Source organism: Thermococcus sp. (assembly GCF_015523185.1).
In the GTDB taxonomy this organism is placed as follows: Archaea; Methanobacteriota_B; Thermococci; order Thermococcales; family Thermococcaceae; genus Thermococcus.
Genome location: NZ_WAKV01000062.1, coordinates 1 through 15,370, shown reverse-complemented (window position 1 = coordinate 15,370; position 15,370 = coordinate 1). Strand labels below are relative to the sequence as shown.

The 15,370-nt window shown below is 52.4% G+C and carries 19 protein-coding genes and 1 pseudogene; 10 read left to right on the top strand and 10 right to left on the bottom strand.

The genetic code is table 11. The annotated features are described in order from the left end of the window. The first annotated feature begins 58 nt into the window (after positions 1-58). The 3 genes from F7B33_RS07025 (at position 59) to F7B33_RS07015 (ending at position 2,775) form a co-directional block, all read left to right on the top strand. Positions 59-1,111: a hypothetical protein gene (locus tag F7B33_RS07025; RefSeq protein WP_297073943.1), complete on the top strand. Its 1,053-nt coding sequence runs from the start codon at positions 59-61 to the stop codon at positions 1,109-1,111. Further along, positions 1,098-2,192: a DUF835 domain-containing protein gene (locus F7B33_RS07020; RefSeq protein ID WP_297073941.1), complete on the top strand. Its 1,095-nt coding sequence runs from the start codon at positions 1,098-1,100 to the stop codon at positions 2,190-2,192. The genes F7B33_RS07025 and F7B33_RS07020 overlap by 14 nt, the downstream gene beginning before the upstream one ends. A gap of 355 nt (positions 2,193-2,547) precedes the next feature. Beyond that, a complete protein-coding gene (locus F7B33_RS07015) occupies positions 2,548-2,775 on the top strand; it encodes a hypothetical protein (RefSeq protein ID WP_297063108.1) in 228 nt (75 codons plus the stop codon). On the opposite strand, the gene glp is transcribed toward F7B33_RS07015, so the two are convergent. Then, on the bottom strand, positions 2,772-3,962 hold the full coding sequence (glp, locus tag F7B33_RS07010; protein WP_297073940.1) for a gephyrin-like molybdotransferase Glp: 1,191 nt from the start codon (positions 3,960-3,962) through the stop codon (positions 2,772-2,774). The two genes, F7B33_RS07015 and glp, sit on opposite strands and share 4 nt — an antisense overlap. A gap of 1 nt (position 3,963) precedes the next feature. Then, positions 3,964-4,479, bottom strand: a complete 516-nt coding sequence (locus F7B33_RS07005; protein WP_297063113.1) for a MogA/MoaB family molybdenum cofactor biosynthesis protein — start codon at positions 4,477-4,479, stop codon at positions 3,964-3,966. Positions 4,480-4,577: 98 nt separating this feature from the next. Here F7B33_RS07005 and F7B33_RS07000 point away from each other — a divergent pair, with 98 nt between their 5' ends. Beyond that, on the top strand, positions 4,578-5,228 hold the full coding sequence (locus F7B33_RS07000) for an MBL fold metallo-hydrolase (RefSeq protein ID WP_297073939.1): 651 nt from the start codon (positions 4,578-4,580) through the stop codon (positions 5,226-5,228). Here the strand turns inward: F7B33_RS07000 and F7B33_RS06995 are convergent. From F7B33_RS06995 to F7B33_RS06980, 4 genes are read right to left on the bottom strand one after another with little or no spacing between them, the layout of a single operon-like run. Next, a complete protein-coding gene (locus tag F7B33_RS06995) occupies positions 5,215-5,754 on the bottom strand; it encodes a DUF2250 domain-containing protein (RefSeq protein WP_297063117.1) in 540 nt (179 codons plus the stop codon). The genes F7B33_RS07000 and F7B33_RS06995 overlap by 14 nt on opposite strands. Continuing rightward, on the bottom strand, positions 5,702-6,130 hold the full coding sequence (locus F7B33_RS06990; RefSeq protein ID WP_297063119.1) for an isoprenylcysteine carboxylmethyltransferase family protein: 429 nt from the start codon (positions 6,128-6,130) through the stop codon (positions 5,702-5,704). The genes F7B33_RS06995 and F7B33_RS06990 overlap by 53 nt, the downstream gene beginning before the upstream one ends. A 2-nt stretch (positions 6,131-6,132) precedes the next feature. After that, entirely contained in the window at positions 6,133-6,549 is a 417-nt protein-coding gene (locus tag F7B33_RS06985; RefSeq protein ID WP_297063132.1) for a NifB/NifX family molybdenum-iron cluster-binding protein, read from the bottom strand. A 56-nt stretch (positions 6,550-6,605) separates the two neighbouring features. Beyond that, complete coding sequence (locus tag F7B33_RS06980; protein ID WP_297063134.1) at positions 6,606-7,085, bottom strand: ferritin family protein; 480 nt, start codon at positions 7,083-7,085, stop codon at positions 6,606-6,608. A 106-nt stretch (positions 7,086-7,191) separates the two neighbouring features. Between F7B33_RS06980 and F7B33_RS06975 the strand changes: the two genes are divergently transcribed. Both F7B33_RS06975 and F7B33_RS06970 read left to right on the top strand, forming a co-directional pair. After that, entirely contained in the window at positions 7,192-8,061 is an 870-nt protein-coding gene (locus F7B33_RS06975; RefSeq protein ID WP_297063121.1) for an ATP-binding protein, read from the top strand. After that, complete coding sequence (locus tag F7B33_RS06970) at positions 8,061-8,951, top strand: ATP-binding protein (RefSeq protein WP_297073938.1); 891 nt, start codon at positions 8,061-8,063, stop codon at positions 8,949-8,951. The genes F7B33_RS06975 and F7B33_RS06970 overlap by 1 nt, the downstream gene beginning before the upstream one ends. A gap of 1 nt (position 8,952) precedes the next feature. Here the strand turns inward: F7B33_RS06970 and F7B33_RS06965 are convergent, their stop codons facing one another. Then, positions 8,953-9,816 carry a type I restriction endonuclease gene (locus F7B33_RS06965; protein WP_297073937.1) on the bottom strand — a complete coding sequence of 288 codons (864 nt, stop codon included), beginning with the start codon at positions 9,814-9,816 and terminating at the stop codon, positions 8,953-8,955. A 77-nt stretch (positions 9,817-9,893) separates the two neighbouring features. On the opposite strand from F7B33_RS06965, the gene F7B33_RS06960 reads away from it, so the two are divergent. Genes F7B33_RS06960 through F7B33_RS06950 form a run of 3 tightly spaced genes read left to right on the top strand, consistent with a single transcriptional unit; the run spans position 9,894 to position 12,611 of the window. Beyond that, entirely contained in the window at positions 9,894-10,682 is a 789-nt protein-coding gene (locus F7B33_RS06960) for a class II glutamine amidotransferase (protein WP_297063127.1), read from the top strand. A gap of 1 nt (position 10,683) precedes the next feature. Next, positions 10,684-11,091: a CBS domain-containing protein gene (locus F7B33_RS06955; RefSeq protein ID WP_297073936.1), complete on the top strand. Its 408-nt coding sequence runs from the start codon at positions 10,684-10,686 to the stop codon at positions 11,089-11,091. Between the two features lie 5 nt (positions 11,092-11,096). Then, on the top strand, positions 11,097-12,611 hold the full coding sequence (locus tag F7B33_RS06950; protein ID WP_297064135.1) for a metallophosphoesterase: 1,515 nt from the start codon (positions 11,097-11,099) through the stop codon (positions 12,609-12,611). Here F7B33_RS06950 and F7B33_RS06945 read toward each other — a convergent pair. Beyond that, entirely contained in the window at positions 12,583-13,440 is an 858-nt protein-coding gene (locus F7B33_RS06945; RefSeq protein ID WP_297064122.1) for a 2-phosphoglycerate kinase, read from the bottom strand. The genes F7B33_RS06950 and F7B33_RS06945 overlap by 29 nt on opposite strands. Beyond that, complete coding sequence (locus F7B33_RS06940; protein ID WP_297073934.1) at positions 13,437-14,735, bottom strand: 2,3-diphosphoglycerate synthetase; 1,299 nt, start codon at positions 14,733-14,735, stop codon at positions 13,437-13,439. Before F7B33_RS06940 ends, F7B33_RS06945 begins: the two co-directional genes overlap by 4 nt. Before the next feature lie 135 nt (positions 14,736-14,870). On the opposite strand from F7B33_RS06940, the gene F7B33_RS06935 reads away from it, so the two are divergent. Further along, positions 14,871-15,050, top strand: a complete 180-nt coding sequence (locus F7B33_RS06935) for a histone-like protein (RefSeq protein ID WP_297064127.1) — start codon at positions 14,871-14,873, stop codon at positions 15,048-15,050. 170 nt (positions 15,051-15,220) lie between these two features. Here F7B33_RS06935 and F7B33_RS06930 read toward each other — a convergent pair. Next, positions 15,221-15,370 (bottom strand): annotated as a pseudogene (locus F7B33_RS06930) (CRISPR-associated protein Cas4); the annotation flags it as partial.

Sequence of the window (15,370 nt, the reverse complement as noted above, 5' to 3'; positions counted from 1 at the left end):
CAGGATATAAAAAGTAGTTTAAGAAAGGCTTATATTCCCTTACGGACAATTACAGACCATGACGTATGATAATGTACCAGAGGATTTAATTGAAGAACCCCTTAAAGTCGGGGAAGACGACGTCCTTGAATACCTCAACAGGATAATTGGATTTCACTTCAAGCGTACTCCCTACTGGAGAAGGTTTTCAAACGATGTCAATAACCTTATTGGGGATACTGTTGCAGAGACCGTAGAAAACCTCCTCAACGCTGGACTTTCCGTTGATGAAGACTACCTCCGTGCTAACTGGGTCGAGTTCCTGCCCGAAGGCTACCAGGGAAAAATAAGGTTTTATCAATCGTCTGGAACGACCCGCGAGAGGGCAATCGGCCACTGGGACAAGGATTACGTTGACTACCTCGTTGCCTATCTCAGGCGTTCCCTCGATGAAATATACGGTCTCGATGAGCTGTTTCCCCCGGGAAAGATGCGCGCACTGGCTCATGGACCCTATGGATGGTATCAGGATGAGATAAGCGAGCTCGTCTGGAGTTACGAAGGTTACCTTTACTTCATAGGCATGGAAACAGACGGTTTGAAGAGGATTCTAAAGGAGAAGGGAGTTGAAGAGGTTCTCCACATTCTTAATCCCCTCGTCAAGTACACGGAGCGTGTTTTGAAAAGAGACACCATAAACCTCGCGAGAACGGCACCGCCTCTCGTAAACCTCTTTGAGAGTGCATCTAATAACATCGAGGCTGTTATCCTGAGCGGAGTGGGAACAGACGTCGCCTTCCTTAGAAACGTCGAGGAGAAGTTCCCAAACGCCAGGACGATTCCCCTCTACGGCTATTATCTCTTTGGGGACCTTGTGGGGGTTCCAAAGGGTGAGGAGATAGCCTACTACCCCAACTGGCCCTTTACGCTCATCTTCCCGGTTGAGAAGACCGAGGAAGGTTACCGCGTGGTTGACTACAATGAGAGAGGAAAGCTCGCCGTTGTAGTTGCCCGACCAGAGGTGTTGGTGATTAAGGTTGAAAATGAAACGGCAACGAGGGTAGCCCCCCGCGGACTCTTCAGATGGGATGGGTTTTCCAACCCCAGGAGGTTTGTCCATGGAACCACATGACATAATCCCCCTCGTAAGCGGAAGCCTAGTTATGCTGGCAGACTTAACGGCCTTCGCCCTGATAATGAGGATTTACCTCAGACACAGGCGGAAATCCGCGCTGTTCTTTTCAGTGGCGTGGCTTGCTGACTTCGTCATGGTGGTTCTATCAGCCTCCCAGAATCAGGTCCTTCTCGGAGTAGCCGAACTCTCCCTCACAGTTTTCGCCGCCCTTATATTTGTAGGCTCTACAAAGCTTCTTGAGGAGGAGTCAATTCCAATCCCCCATTCCACCTTGAAGAACATGGGAATTATAGCTCCAACATTCTACTGCTTCGTTTACTTGGTTTACAGACTCACAGAAAATCCTGACTGGGCCCTGACGGCTGGAGTTTCTTTAGGCGTGAGCGGGGCATTCGTCTTCGCGAGCGGGCTTTTACTTAGGCCGATTGAGGAAATATACAAACGGCCGGCGAGGATTCTCTACTGGAGTATTGTCCTTTTTGGTCTTCATCTAATACCTGCAGCCATTTTTGGGCTCTATATATGGTACCTGCCAATAGGATTCACCCTTTCAACGATTCTTACAATTTCAATGGCCTACTCAATGTACAGACTGACTTCCACAAGGGAGTTCTTGGAAGGAAGTGGGGAAATCAAAGCGCCCAAAATACACCACGGTACGATTATAGTCAGCCCAAAGGAATTCCAGTCCCTGTTGCAGAAACTCGAAAATGCCCCTGTTCTCGCGTTTCTCAGGGATTTGAAGTATGCTGGGAAGGGATGGAAAACGTACTTTGTAACCGCCGTTCCTTTCAGGAAGGAGAACATATCAGGAACTCTGAACCCCACGGACCTAGCGAAGATGACGGAGATAGCCTTTCAGTACCTTGAGGAAACTTCAAGAAGGGGCATTCCAGGTGTGGTAATAATTGACTGCCTTGAATACCTGAGCATGTACAACTCATGGGACTCTATCATGAAGTTTCTATCCAAGCTCAGAGACATCGTCATGGTGAAGGGCGGAACTCTGATATTGGTTATAGACAAAAATAGCATTGAGGAACGCCTCTTCAACCAGCTTAGAAAACTCTTAGAGTGAGGTTTTATAAACCGCGGTTTCAAACTAAAAATGCCCCCGCGCGAGGACCCCGGGGAGAATGAACCGGGGGGCGATGCGGGGGCTACAGCCCGGTCTCAGCGAGGTCCCCGCGGGAGGGCCTTCCGCGTTACGGAGCGCAATGACCGCGGGAAACCCAGACCGGGCACACTTCTCGCCCGCCTGGGTTAGCCCGCTGATTCTGCCGTCTGGCTGAGATGATGGCGGGAGTTACGGGCGGGCGACATTGTTCTTCGATTTTCATCTTAACGTTCCACTTAGTTACATTCCATGGTTGTGCCAACGGGAGAATAGAAAAGATTATTAACCCAAAGAATATAATGGGTAATGCTATGCTATGACAGAGAGTGGTCTTATTAACTCTCCAAAGCAGGATGTTAAAGAAATTATACCTTGGCTTAAAGATAATCCAGTCTATGATGTGTTAGAACAGAGAAAGCGTGAGACAATGGAGATAATTCAAGAAATTGTCCAAAAGGAATTGAAAATTATTGATGAACTTCCAGAGGATGTTAGAGAGATTATAAAGATTCCAGACAGCGGGGCGTTGGTAGGAGACTTTTAGTATAGGGTCACCCAAACCTCTTCTCCCTCAAGGTAACCTTCACTGTCCTCTGGAATTTCTATGTAGCCGTTGCTCTCCACAAGTGAACTTATTATTCCGCTTCCCTTTTTCTTAATGGGTCTCGCCGCACCGTTCTCGTACCAGACCTTGACGAACTCATATCTCCCAAGCTGGCTCGGTACCCTGTCGGTTAGCTTCGCCCTAACGCGAGCCCCATAGTTTTTAGCACCGACGAGCTTGGTCAAAGCGTGCTTGACATAGAGGTGGAACTGGGCGAAGACGGCCACGGGGTAACCGCTCATTATGAAGACTCCCTCACCGTAGCCTATTGGCCTTCCGGGCTTTATGGTAGTCCCGTGGAAGAGCAACCTGACAAAGCGGTGGGCAAAGTCCCTGTCGCCGAAGGCGGAACCGCCCGTAACGAGGACGAGGTCGTTTTCCATCTTGGCCCTCTCGATTGCTTCCCGTATCGGGTCTTCATCGTCCGGAACGACACCGTAAAGGAGGGGTTCGCCGAAGTATTGCTTCACAAGACCCTTAAGCATTATGGAGTTGCTCTCAAGGATTTTGCCCGACTTCAGCGCCTCTTCGTTGAATTCTTCTATGAGCTCACTTCCTGTGATGATTATCCCAACGCGGGGCTTTCTCTTAACTTTCACCCTTCTGAAGCCCACACTCTTGAGCAGGGCCAAATCCTGGGGCCTTAGAACATGTCCCCTTCTAAGGATTACCTCCCCCTTCTTAACGTCTTCTCCGGCGAAGGCAACATTCTGGCCTGGCGCAATGGGGCGAAGGACCTTTATAACGTTTCCTTCACGCTCGGCCATCTCCTGCATGAGAACGGCGTTGGCACCCTCTGGTATCTTCGAGCCCGTCATGAGCTTTACCGCCGTTCCGGACTCGACCTTAGCGCCACTCTCTTCACCGGCAGTAATCTCATCTATTACCTTAAGCTCGACCGGGTTGTATTCCCTGGCTGGAAACGTGTCCTCCGCGCGAAGGGCGTAGCCGTCAACGGCCGACCTGTTGAAGGGCGGGCTGTCTATTGGCGAGACTATGTCCTCTGCAAGAACCCGTCCAAGGGCATCATCCAGGGGGACTTCTTCAAACTCGCTAATCTCGGTCAAATCCTTTAACAGCAAATTCAGGGCTTCCCTGTAAGGCGTGAGGCGCTTGAACTCTTTCATTTCACTCCCTCCCGTGCTTTAGGACGTGGCCAGCCTCGTTGAGGATAATCCCCACCCCGGTCTTAGCCGCTCCAAGGCTTCCTGGCAGGCAGAAGACGGCCATTGCCCTGCCTGAGCTTCTGATTATCCCGGCGGTTGCCCTCGTCATGATGGCAGAGGTCCCTATCTCTTCGTAGCTCATTAGTCTGAAAATCTCCCCGAAGCCCGTCAGTTCTTTATCGAAAAGTGGCCTAACGCTCTCTATCGTAACGTCCCTGCTAGCTATTCCGGTTCCTCCAGAGGTAACAACAACCTCAGCTCCCCTATTGAAGGCATCTACGATTGCTCCAATTATGGCCATCTTCTCGTCGGGCACTATCTTGTAAAGAACCCTCTCGTGTCCGGCCTTTTCAAGCTCCTCAACAAGGAACTTCCCGCTTTTGTCTTCCTTTTCTCCCCTGCTTGCGGTATCGCTAACCGTTATGACCGCGAATTTGAACTTTTTGGGGGCTTTCCTCTTGTGTTCCTCCGCTCCCATGCTATCACCGGGGTAAAATATCTCCTCACCTTAATAACCTTTCAGCAAACGAAAGCGTTTAACGGAAAGGTTATATCCCCTGCGGACAAGAACCCTCGATGAGGCTGACAGTCCTCAACGACAACACCCGGGCAAAGGGTCTCATCAACGACTGGGGCTGGAGCGTCCTTGCCGAAGGAAACTACCGCTTCCTCTTCGATGCCGACACGAGGGGAGAAGTTTTAGCCCACAACTCGAAGGTTCTGGGGACTTCACTGAGAAACCTAGACTTTGCAGTTTTAAGCCACTGGCATTATGACCACTATGGTGGCTTTCCCCTAATTGCCCAGCTTAATCCGGGTCTGAGGCTCTACGCACCGCCGGGTGGAACGATAGAGGGGCTGACCGTTTTCGAAGTCATTGATGCTGGGGAGATAGCCGAGGGGGTCTGGACTTCTGGAGCGCTGAACGGTTTTGAGCACGCCATTGCGATTGAAACTCCTTCCGGATTGGTAATCATTGTGGGCTGTTCCCATCCGGGCGTTGACAGGCTCACCGAGACCCTCTTAGATGTTTCGGGCTATGAGAAAGCCCATCTCGTCATCGGCGGCTTCCATTATCCTTCACGGAGAACCCTTGATAAACTCACCAGAATGACCGAATTCATAGCCCCAGCGCACTGTTCCGGCGATGAGGCGAAGGTTTACATGCGGAAAAACTATCCAAGGAAGTTTGTGGAAGTGAAAACTGGAACAATCATCGAGTTGTAATCCCTAAGAATTCAGCCAGCAGTTTGAAAAACGTCGTCTTTCGCCCGTTTGGTGTTATGAAGCGGTGAAGAACGAGTTCCTCCCTGATTCTATCGTTTCTTAACTCCTTCGGAAGCTGGTTGAAGCCTTTGGCCTTAGTTAGGGCCAAGACCACCTTCCACCCATCTGGAAAAAGCGAGTTGAAATAGCTTTCCAGCCACTTCTCGTCAATGGAGCGCACGAAAAGCTCTCCCTCGCGCGAGAGACGGTAGTAGGTATGGTGCTTGTGAACCTCAAAGGCCTTCTTAAACCTCGCCTTACTCCTCTTTATCGCGCTTCCAGAGTCCCGCTCTACCAACCCAGTTTCCATTAGGTCCTTTATCGTGTCCTCGATGAGAGAAAGAGGAAGCTCGCTCATCTTCGCCATCATCTTAGCGTAGTCAACGCCCGCCTTTCTGAGATGGGCCAAAACGTAGAGATGAACCGGAAGGAGTTCAAGGCCTTGGGACGAAACGGGGCGTTCTATCCGCGTATCTCCTCCACTCATCACCGAACCTCCTTTCGAGAACCTTTTCCTCCTCGCCTATAAAAGCTAAAACCGAGAGCCAGTAGATTGCAGGGAGTAGGAGCATGAAACCGCCGACGACAAGGGAAAAGCCCGGAATGATTAGAAAGCCCCAGATGGAGTATATCGGGTGTCTAACTCTCGAGTAACAGCCCTTAGTCAAGAGCTCTCCTCGCGAGTAAGCCCTTGAAACCTGAAGGTAGCAGACAAACCAGAGGACCACTCCGAGAACAAGAAGGGAGAGTCCGAAGAGGGGGAAAGATAAGCCCCTGCCAGACCTCGCGTTAAGATAAAAGGCTAGAAGGGCGTATGAACCCGAGACAAGCCCGACCTTCGGTTCAATTCCCCAAAATTTCATGCTCACTCCTCAAGGATAGGCTTTTCAATGGCCCTCTTCTTCTCCTGCACCTGCTCCCAGAGTTCATCGAAGTTCTCAAGGACGCGCTGGAGGGCGAGCTTTAGGTCTCTTGTCCTTGTAAAGAAGGCCACCTTGTTGGTCTTGTCCCGGATTCTCAAAAAGTTCGGCCCCATTCTGAAAGCTGCTAGAACATCAACATCCAAAAGCTGGCTCACCACGGCTTTGAACTTCCTCGGGTCACCGTGGCCTTCATCGTGCTCCTCTTCAAAGTCTTTGGCTTTGTTCGGCCTCTTTTCCAGGAGTTTAACGCTCCCGTTTTCACAAACCTCATAGATTGCAAAGAACTCCGAGTCACCGTAATGGGCATCTATGAGATGCTCATCGTCCTCCATTCCAAAGGCAACCTTCAGGCATCTCATACCAACCACCGTTAAAACCTCTGAAGGGGATTTTAAAAAGATTTAGGGGAACCTAACTACAGGTCTATGTCCTCGAACCACTGCTCGAGCAGGTCCTCGGGGATTTCTTCCTCCTCGACCTGCTCCTGCATGAACTCCCACATCTCAAGGTGTCTCCTCAGTATTTCTGCATGTTCCCTGTTTATCTCGGCCAGCCAGCGGAAGAGCCTTCTGGTTCTCTCCGATTTAGCTTTCATGCTGAGCTCCGAGTAAAGCCTAGCGGTTGCTTCCTCGGCATCTATGGCGTATCTGTAGTAGTCCTCGACCCTTGACTCGGGGTTCGTGAGTGCCTTCTTCAGAAACTCGAGGGCAACCTCGACTTCTTTTAATCCCCTCGTTTCCTCGGGCACCTTAACCTTCTCGAGCAGTCTTGCGTTCCTCTCGGAGTGACTCGCGAGCAGTTTGAGGTCGTCCTTAAAGTCCCTCGGAACGAGCGGTATTAACGCCCTGTAGAGTTCGGCTTTCTTTCTTTCGATTTTCGCCAGCTCCATGCTCATCACCAAGCTTTAATAACTTTGAGTTAATAAAAACTTTTCGCGACTTTCGTGATTATGCACAAAGTTTAAAAGGAATTCGGCTACCCTAATTTCCGGGGGTGAGAACGTGCAGATAGCAGTGAGCGGTGGAAAAGGAGGAACGGGAAAATCAACCGTCGCGATTAACCTCGCCGTTGAGCTGGCAAAGCGTTTCAAGATGGTTTTAGCAGATTTAGATGTTGAAGCTCCAAACGACCACCTGCTCCTTGGCGTTGAGCTCTCAAACGAGAGACCCGTTAATCAGTTCATGCCGAAGTTCGACTACTCCAAGTGTATCAAGTGCCGAAAGTGTGCCGAGGTCTGTGAGGAGCACGCTATAATAACGCTGAAAGACGGAACGCCGTTTTTGATGCCTAACCTCTGTTCCGGCTGCCGGGCCTGTGAGATAGTCTGCCCGGTTCCGGGGGCAATTCAAGAGGCTTTCCGTGTCATAGGCCACACATACGTGACCGAAACTCCTTACGGCTTCACACTCGTTACCGGAAAGCTAAAGGAAGGAGAGGAACGCTCGATGCCCCTAGTCGTTGAAACAAAGAGACGTGCGAAAGGTCTAGACTACGAGCTCCTCATGGTTGACACAGCCGCTGGAACAGGTAACACCGTCTCGAAGGCCATTGAGGGCTCGGGACTTTTAATAGCGGTTACCGAACCGACCCCCCTCGGAATTCACGATACAGAGCTCATTCTCAAGCTCGGAAAACTGATGAACCTAAAGACATGGGTGGTCATCAATAGGGCTGATTTGGGCGATACGGGAAGGGTCAGGGAGCTAGCGGAAAAATACGGGGCCGAGGTTATAGCTGAGATACCCTACAGCGAGAACATCGTCAGGAGCTACGTCTCCGGAAGGCCCGTTGTCCTTGAAGACGTTCCCGAGGCGAAAATCTTCAGCGAAATGGCCGAGAAGGTTGCCGGCTTTCTCGGGGGTGGTGAGTGATGCAGATAGCGATAGCGAGCGGTAAGGGCGGTGTTGGAAAGAGCACGATAACGGCTTCCCTCCTCTACTTCCTGAAGGACAGATACAGGCTTATCGCGGTTGATGCCGATGCTGAGGCTCCTAACCTCGGCCTGCTACTTGGTGTTGAGGAGTGGGAAGAAGAGAAAGAGCACATAGGTGCAAAGGTTGCCAGGATAAACACCGAAACCTGCGTCCGCTGTGGAATCTGTATGGAGCGCTGTCCGTACGAGAGCATTTACATAGACAATGAGGGTAACTACGTCGTCAACGAGCTCACCTGTGAGGGTTGCAACGTCTGTGGATTAGTCTGCCCCGTTCCGGGAACGATAACCCTTGAACAGGCACGCTCAGGTGTCATTAGAAAGGCAACCACCAAGTATGGCTTCCCGATTATCTCGGCCCAGCTCGACGTTGGAAGGCCGGAGAGCGGTAAGCTTGTCACTGAGGAAAAGGAGTGGGCCAAGAAAATCATGGAGGAGCTCAACCTGGAGCACATGATTGTTGACAGTGCCGCGGGAATCGGCTGTCAGGTGATAGCGAGCATAGGGGGGGCCGACTTGACCATACTGATTGCAGAACCGACGCCCGCTTCCCTAAGCGACGTCCAGCGCGCCTACAAGGTCGTCCAGCACTTCAGACAGCCGGCCTACCTGATAATCAACAAGGCAGACCTTAACCCCGGCTTTACCGCTTTATGGGAGTGGGCTGAGGGCGAGGGGATACCGATAATAGGCGAGGTCCCCTACGACAGGGCCATTCCAAAGAGCATGTCCATGCTCAAGCCTGTTGTGGAGGCCTTCCCCAAAAGTCTGGCAAGCAAAGCCCTGAAGGAAATCGCCGAGAGAATAGCGGAGGAAATCATTGGATGAGCTATATCTCCACCCCAATCCTTATTCCCTCGCCCCTCTCTATCTCCCTGAGGAGTAGAACCACCTTTTCGGGGGGCAGTTTCATTCTTGAGAGCAGTTTTCTGGCCTTTCTAACTTCATCTCTCTTATCGCCACTTGACCTTCCCTCAAGGTAGTCGAGAACAGCCATAAGAACTCCTCTGAGACTCTTATCGCCGAGGGGGATTGGCTTCCAGCCGTTCTCATAAACGTAGAGGGCCCTTGGAACCTCGACGCCGGACAGTTTATCCACGGGCACTATCGAGGACCCGCTCCTTGACCGGAGGTAGTCCAGCAGGGACTCTTCATCAAAACCCTCGTTGAGCAGGCTCTTGTGGGCAATCTCAAGGGCACTGAGAAGAGTCGCGAGTCGCTCCAGCTTCCTTATGCGCTCCTTTGAGAGGAGCGAGAGCTTGACGAGAACCCGCTCAAGGGGTTCCTCCTCCAAATCTACCGTGAAGAGGACTCTATCCCTGAGGGAAGTTCCCTCAGCGAAGGCCTTGATGACGACCCACTTGGCACCGTTGGTGAGGATTCCGTACTTAACCCCCCTGCTGAAACAGTAGCGGGCGAGCTGTCTGAGGGGTTCGTCCCGCTTTATGACGTTCACCGAGAGGTTTTTTGCCTCAAGAAAAGCGACAATCTCCCCGTTAAGGAGGAGCGCGTAGTCGGCCCTTCCATCCTCTGTCCTCTCTTCAGGCCTTACCTCCTCAGGGTTGCTCCAGTCCCATCCGAGAGCAATCATAATCTCGCCTATGAGGTGTTGCTTTACCGCCTCCTCGTTCCTCTCGTAGAGGTTCCTGTGCTGGCTGATGCGGGACATGACGTTGAGAACCGCGCGCTCCATCAACCCACCGCCTCTCTTTCGTCGGGGCACCTAAAAGCTTTTGGGGTTTGATGGCTTAGACACATAAGGTGGAAACCGTGTGCAGAATACTCTTTGCGAGGGGGCCAGGGGAGAAGATTGGGTCTTTAACCGAGGCCTTCAGGAAGTCCGCCGAGAACGACCCCTACAGGGCCAGAAGAAGCGGTAAAAGACAACACGCGGACGGCTGGGGCTACGTCCTCCTGAGGAACGGCGTGGTTTATCACTACCGCTCATCAAAGGCCGTCTTTGAAGACGGAGAAGGATTCTCAAAACTTCTAGGCCTCCTGGAGGGGGGTGAGGAAGCAGTTCTTCTCGCCCACGCGAGGGCGTCTTCCCAGGGCTCGCTCGGTCTCTTCAACGTCCAGCCTTTTGCCTTCTCAACGAGGAGGGGCTTTTCCTTTTGGTTCCTTCACAACGGTGACCTCGACAAGGAAAAGGTAATAGAACTGGCGGGCTTCGACGAGAACGACCTCAGAGAGGTCTCGGACAGCTACGTTTTTTCCGCTTATCTCTGCAGGGCCCTAGAAAGGCCCGAGAGGGAAGAACTTTTGAGGCACTACTCCCGGGGAGTATCGCTTACAAGGACAACCTTCAACACCGCGACCCTCTTTCTCCTTCCAGATGGAAGCTGGAAAGCCTTCGTGACGGCTTACATGACGGAAGAATACTGGGAAAATCCCCTTCACAGGGACTACGCGAGGCTTATTGAGCTTGACGGCGAGGTCTTCGCCGTTGCGAGTTCCACGCTTGAGCTCTACCACAGGGCGGACTGGAAGACGATTTCAAACGGAAGCACGTACCTGATTGATGCGGATAAAGTCGAACGCCTCTCCCCGGGGTGGTGACATGGACGAGAACGCCCCGATTAGGGTTTACATGACGAGGAAGCTGATTGGTGTCTCACCGGAGGACACCGTTAAGAGGGCCTGTGAGATAATGATGGAGTTCGACATAGGTTCGCTCGTCGTGGTGGAGGAAAACGAGGTCGTTGGCTTCTTTACAAAAACGGATGTCATAAGGCGTGTCGTAATTCCCGGAAAGCCCAACACGACCCCGGTCAGGGAGATAATGACTCGGGAGCTCGTGACAGTTGATGCCAACACCCCTCTCCGCGAGGTCCTCAACATAATGGCCAAGAAGGGGATAAAGCACATGCTCGTCAGCGAGAATAGGAGGATAGTCGGGATATTCAGTCTCAGTGACCTATTAACAGCAAGCAGGAGGAAGCTCGAAACGGCCATAGCGGCGGAGTGATGGCCATGATAAGGATTGCCCACATAAGCGACACCCACATAACCGGCGAGAGCGCCTACAAGGGCTACGCCTACGATTTAATAGCGAACGAAATCAACAGGCTCAACTTCGACTTCGTCGTGCACACAGGTGATGTGACCAACAACGGCCTCAGGGAGGAGTACGAGAGGGCTGAATACGAGCTCAGAAAGATTCAGAAGCCCCTCATCGTTGTTCCCGGCAACCACGACGTAAGAAACGTTGGTTACGACCTCTTCGAGACCTTCATAGGGTCCCTCAACGGCGTTTACGAGTTCAAGGACGGTGTTCTCATCTGGGTAGACTCCACGATTCCGGATTTAAGCGACGGCAGGATTGGAAAACACAAGTTCCGCTGGCTGAAGAGAAAGCTTGAGGAGTATTCCGACAGGAAGGTAAAGATAGTCTCAGCCCATCACCACCTCGTTCCGCTCCCCAACACTGGCAGGGAGAGAAACGTTCTGTTTAACGCTGGAGACGTCCTCGATTTGCTCCTCAGGAACGACGTGACGCTGTACCTCTGCGGTCACAAGCACGTTCCCAATGTCTACCGCGTTGAAGATTTGGTCGTTGACAACGCGGGCTGTGCATCCTGCCGGAAGACGAGGCGCGGTGATGTTAACAGCTACAACATCGTCACAATCCATGACGACGGACGGGTTGAGGTAACGATAAGGCGCGTTACAGGTGAGGAAGTTAGAGCGGAGCACAGAGCGGTTAGGCCGAAGCTCTTCGTTCCGAGAGGAAAGAGGCTTCTTAGGATAGTCCAGCTCAGCGAGAGCAAGGTCTCGGATAGGGTTTACTTCAGGAAAAAAGTCCTTGAAAACGTGGTAAACCTGATAAAAGAGAAGCTGAGACCAGATATTGTAATCCACAACGGAGACGTCGTTGACATGGGAATTGAGAGGAACTTCGAGCGCGCCTTGACCTTCTGGGAGAGGATTGAGGTTCCCAAGCTCGTGGTTCCGGGCCACAGCGACATGACCTACCTTGGCTACGAGCTCTTCCCGGAGTACTTCGGCGAGCCGGAAGAGATGTCCCTCGACGGCTTCACATTCATTCCGGTCTCGACGCCACAGTACGAAACCGAGATAGGCGTGGTTGGAAGGTTCGGCCAGAGGAAGCTCGCGAAACAGCTCGACGAGTCCGAGAAGTTCAGGGTGGTCTTCATGCACCACAACGTCGTCCCGATTCCAAGGAGCAGGGAGCGTGGTTTTCTTGAGGACGCTGGAGACGTGCTCAAGCTCCTGACCGAGAGGGGAACCGAGCTCGTCTTAACGGGTCATGGGGGTAACGCCTTTGCCGTTAAGGTCGAGAACACCGTTATTATAAACGCCGGTTCCGTCAGCTGGGAGCTCCACAGGAACTCCTTCGGCAACAGCTTCAACGTGATAGACATCTACCCCTGCATGGTCATAGCTTTCGAGGTTCAGGCAACGTGGGGGAGCAGAAGACTTCTCGGCGTCTGGAAGTTCAAAGGCCCTCGCGCAGGCGCTTCATGAGGTCCTCCATTATCTCGTTTACAGTCCTTTCGAGCTCGATGTTCTCTATTACTTTGACCCCTTGTTCTTTGGCTTTTCTGATTATATAATCCTGAAGCCAGAGGATTTCGTCGATGTGCTCTATGTAGTAATCGGCCGGCCTCTTACTGTAGCGAGAGCGCTCGTAGAAGTGGGCCTCGAGGGCTTTTCTGTCGCTTACGGTCAGGATATACATGAATGCGTTCTGGCCCGTCTCAACGAAGCCCGGGACGAGGTGGATTCCCTCGATTATCGCGTTCATGCCCTCGCGCTGAACCCTGTCGAGAACGGCCTTGACACCCACCGAGACGTGTCTTACCTGGCTCTCAAAACCCTCGATGAGACTGTTGGCCTTCAGCTCGCGCCACGCTAGAAAGGACGACGCGTGCAAATCCGGGAGGAGCTCTCTCGCTATTATCTTCCTCATCACCTCCCTGACAGTGTCAGTTCCGATTATAGTTCTTATGGAGAGCCTGAAGGCCAGTTCCGTCGCTATCGTGGACTTCCCAACGCCGGTAACTCCTCCAAGGAGCACGACTAGGGGTATTTTCTTCCTCCTGAACTCGCGCCAGAAGAGGTAGCGCTCTGCCTCCTTTTTGAGCCCGTGCTCTAGGAGCTTCCGGTATGTGAGCTCCCTTATCTCTTCCGTGCTTACAACGCGTTTCCTCCTCTCAACGAGCTCCCTCTGGACCTCGCTAGCTATTATGTAGGCTATGCCAACGTCAACTCCGGCCAGTGTAATCGAGCGCGTGAGTATTCCCCTTGAGAAGGGCAACTGAATCCTCCGCTCGGGGTCGGTGACTATTATCATTTGCCCATCACCCTTTCCGCTAGGCTCAAAACGGCATCCCTCAGGCTCTTTCCATCAACGTTTACGGGCTCGTTGGCGAGGTATATTACCTCCAACCCCCTTTCGAGGGCCCACCGCGTCACGGTATCAACGGCCGCCGCCTTGAGCTCAACGAGGACTGCATCCAATGAAACCCCATCGAGCTCCGCGAGTTCCTTTGAAAGAACCATCCTATTGGCGAGGTTTCCGCTGGTAAATACCACCTCTGCTCCCAGACCCTCAACTTTCTCCCTAGCACCGTCAAGCGCCCGGTTGGAAGTCATAAAGAGGGCAACCCTCTTCCCCGAAACTTCCCCAAGGGGACGGGGTTTAAAGGCAACAAGGTGCACGTCAGCCTTCGGGTTGATTCTTTCAGCTAAGTCCCTGAAAACTTCTGCCTGTTCGGGGTTTAAGTCGGCCATCGTGACTACCACTATGTCGGCTAACCCAATCCGGAAGGGCCCGAAAAAGCCCCCAACGCTTTCCTCCCCCTGGAGTGCGCTCAGAACTGTGATGTAGCCGTCCGCCAAAACCGGTGGAATCGTTGCCCCGCTTCCCTCGGCGATTATGATATTGTGGGGAAGTTTCTCGGCGAGTTTTATCCCACTGTGAAAGACGTGGAAGAAGGGAAAGCCGGCCATACCCCCGCCACAGCGACGGCAACCAATGGTCGTGACCCCAGCAACGAGGGCATCCTCGTAGTGGTCGGAGGCGGCGTGCTTGCCCATCTCCGCCAGCCTGAGGAGGTTTTCCGGTGTCAGCTCTTCGCTTTCACCGTCTACCAGCTCGGGCTTTTCAGGACCGCCCCTGCCCATCGTAACCACGACGGGGCGGTATCTCTCCTTTAGAACCCTCGCAACAAAGCTCCCTATGGTGGTCTTTCCGACGCGCTTTCCGAGGCCGAGAACGCTTATAGTGGGCTTTGATGGCTTTATCAGTCCCCCGGGCCTGAACTCGAAGTCCGCTCCCCTGTAAACCACGCCGTATCTTATGCATAGGGACGCTATCCTAAACCTCAGTTTATAGTCAGCAACGGGCTCGTCACTCAAATCAACGACTTCATCAACATCATTCTCCCGAAGAGCCAGTTCAAGGGCCTTCAACGGATCCCGGTCGAGGTAGAGCCTAACCCCTAACTCTCGCTCAAGTCGTCCGAGCGAGCCTATCTTTTCACTACCCCCGAGAAAGACTGCACAGCATACGTTGCCGAGCTTCTTTATGGCCCAGCGTGTAACCGGCGGATAGTGCTCGCCGTCGATTAGGGCGAGCCTTTTCATCCCCTCACCTCATGGTAGGTAACCTCGAGTTAATTTAATCTTTTCCCCGCTATGGAACACTCTCCGAGGAGAAAGGTTATAAAGGGGAACGGCAAACTAAGAACGGCCTCAAAGGCCAACAAGGAGGTGTGTAAAATGGCCGAGCTGATAGTTAAGTCCAAGGTTAAGGAGCTCGTCAAGAGTATTGACCCCGAGATGAGGGTTAGCCCTGAGTTCTACGACGCCCTTGAGGAGGAAATCAAGGCCCTCGTCGAGAAGGCAGTTAAGAGGGCCAAGGCCGAGGGCAGGAAGACCCTCTACGCCAGACACGTCTGATTCTCTTTCTTCCATTCCAATTCTCGATTTCACACCCTTTGCTGGGTTCTTTCTAATTCCTCAGTTGGATTATGGTATTAAGTAATGCTTGACGATTCTGCCCATTAATGGCCCGACAGGTCGTATCCTTCGATTTATGGATGAAAGGCCAGAGGATTAATCGGAGCTGGCTACTCCTCACCCGGATAGCAGAGGTACCTATAAGGGCAGAACTTACAGGCGTAACTTTTCCAGCCCTCAGGAGGTTTTCCATTCTCATAGGCCTTTTTAACGGAGTAGAAGTGCTTTAGTGTCTCTCTGAAGAGCTTGCCGTCGTAGGG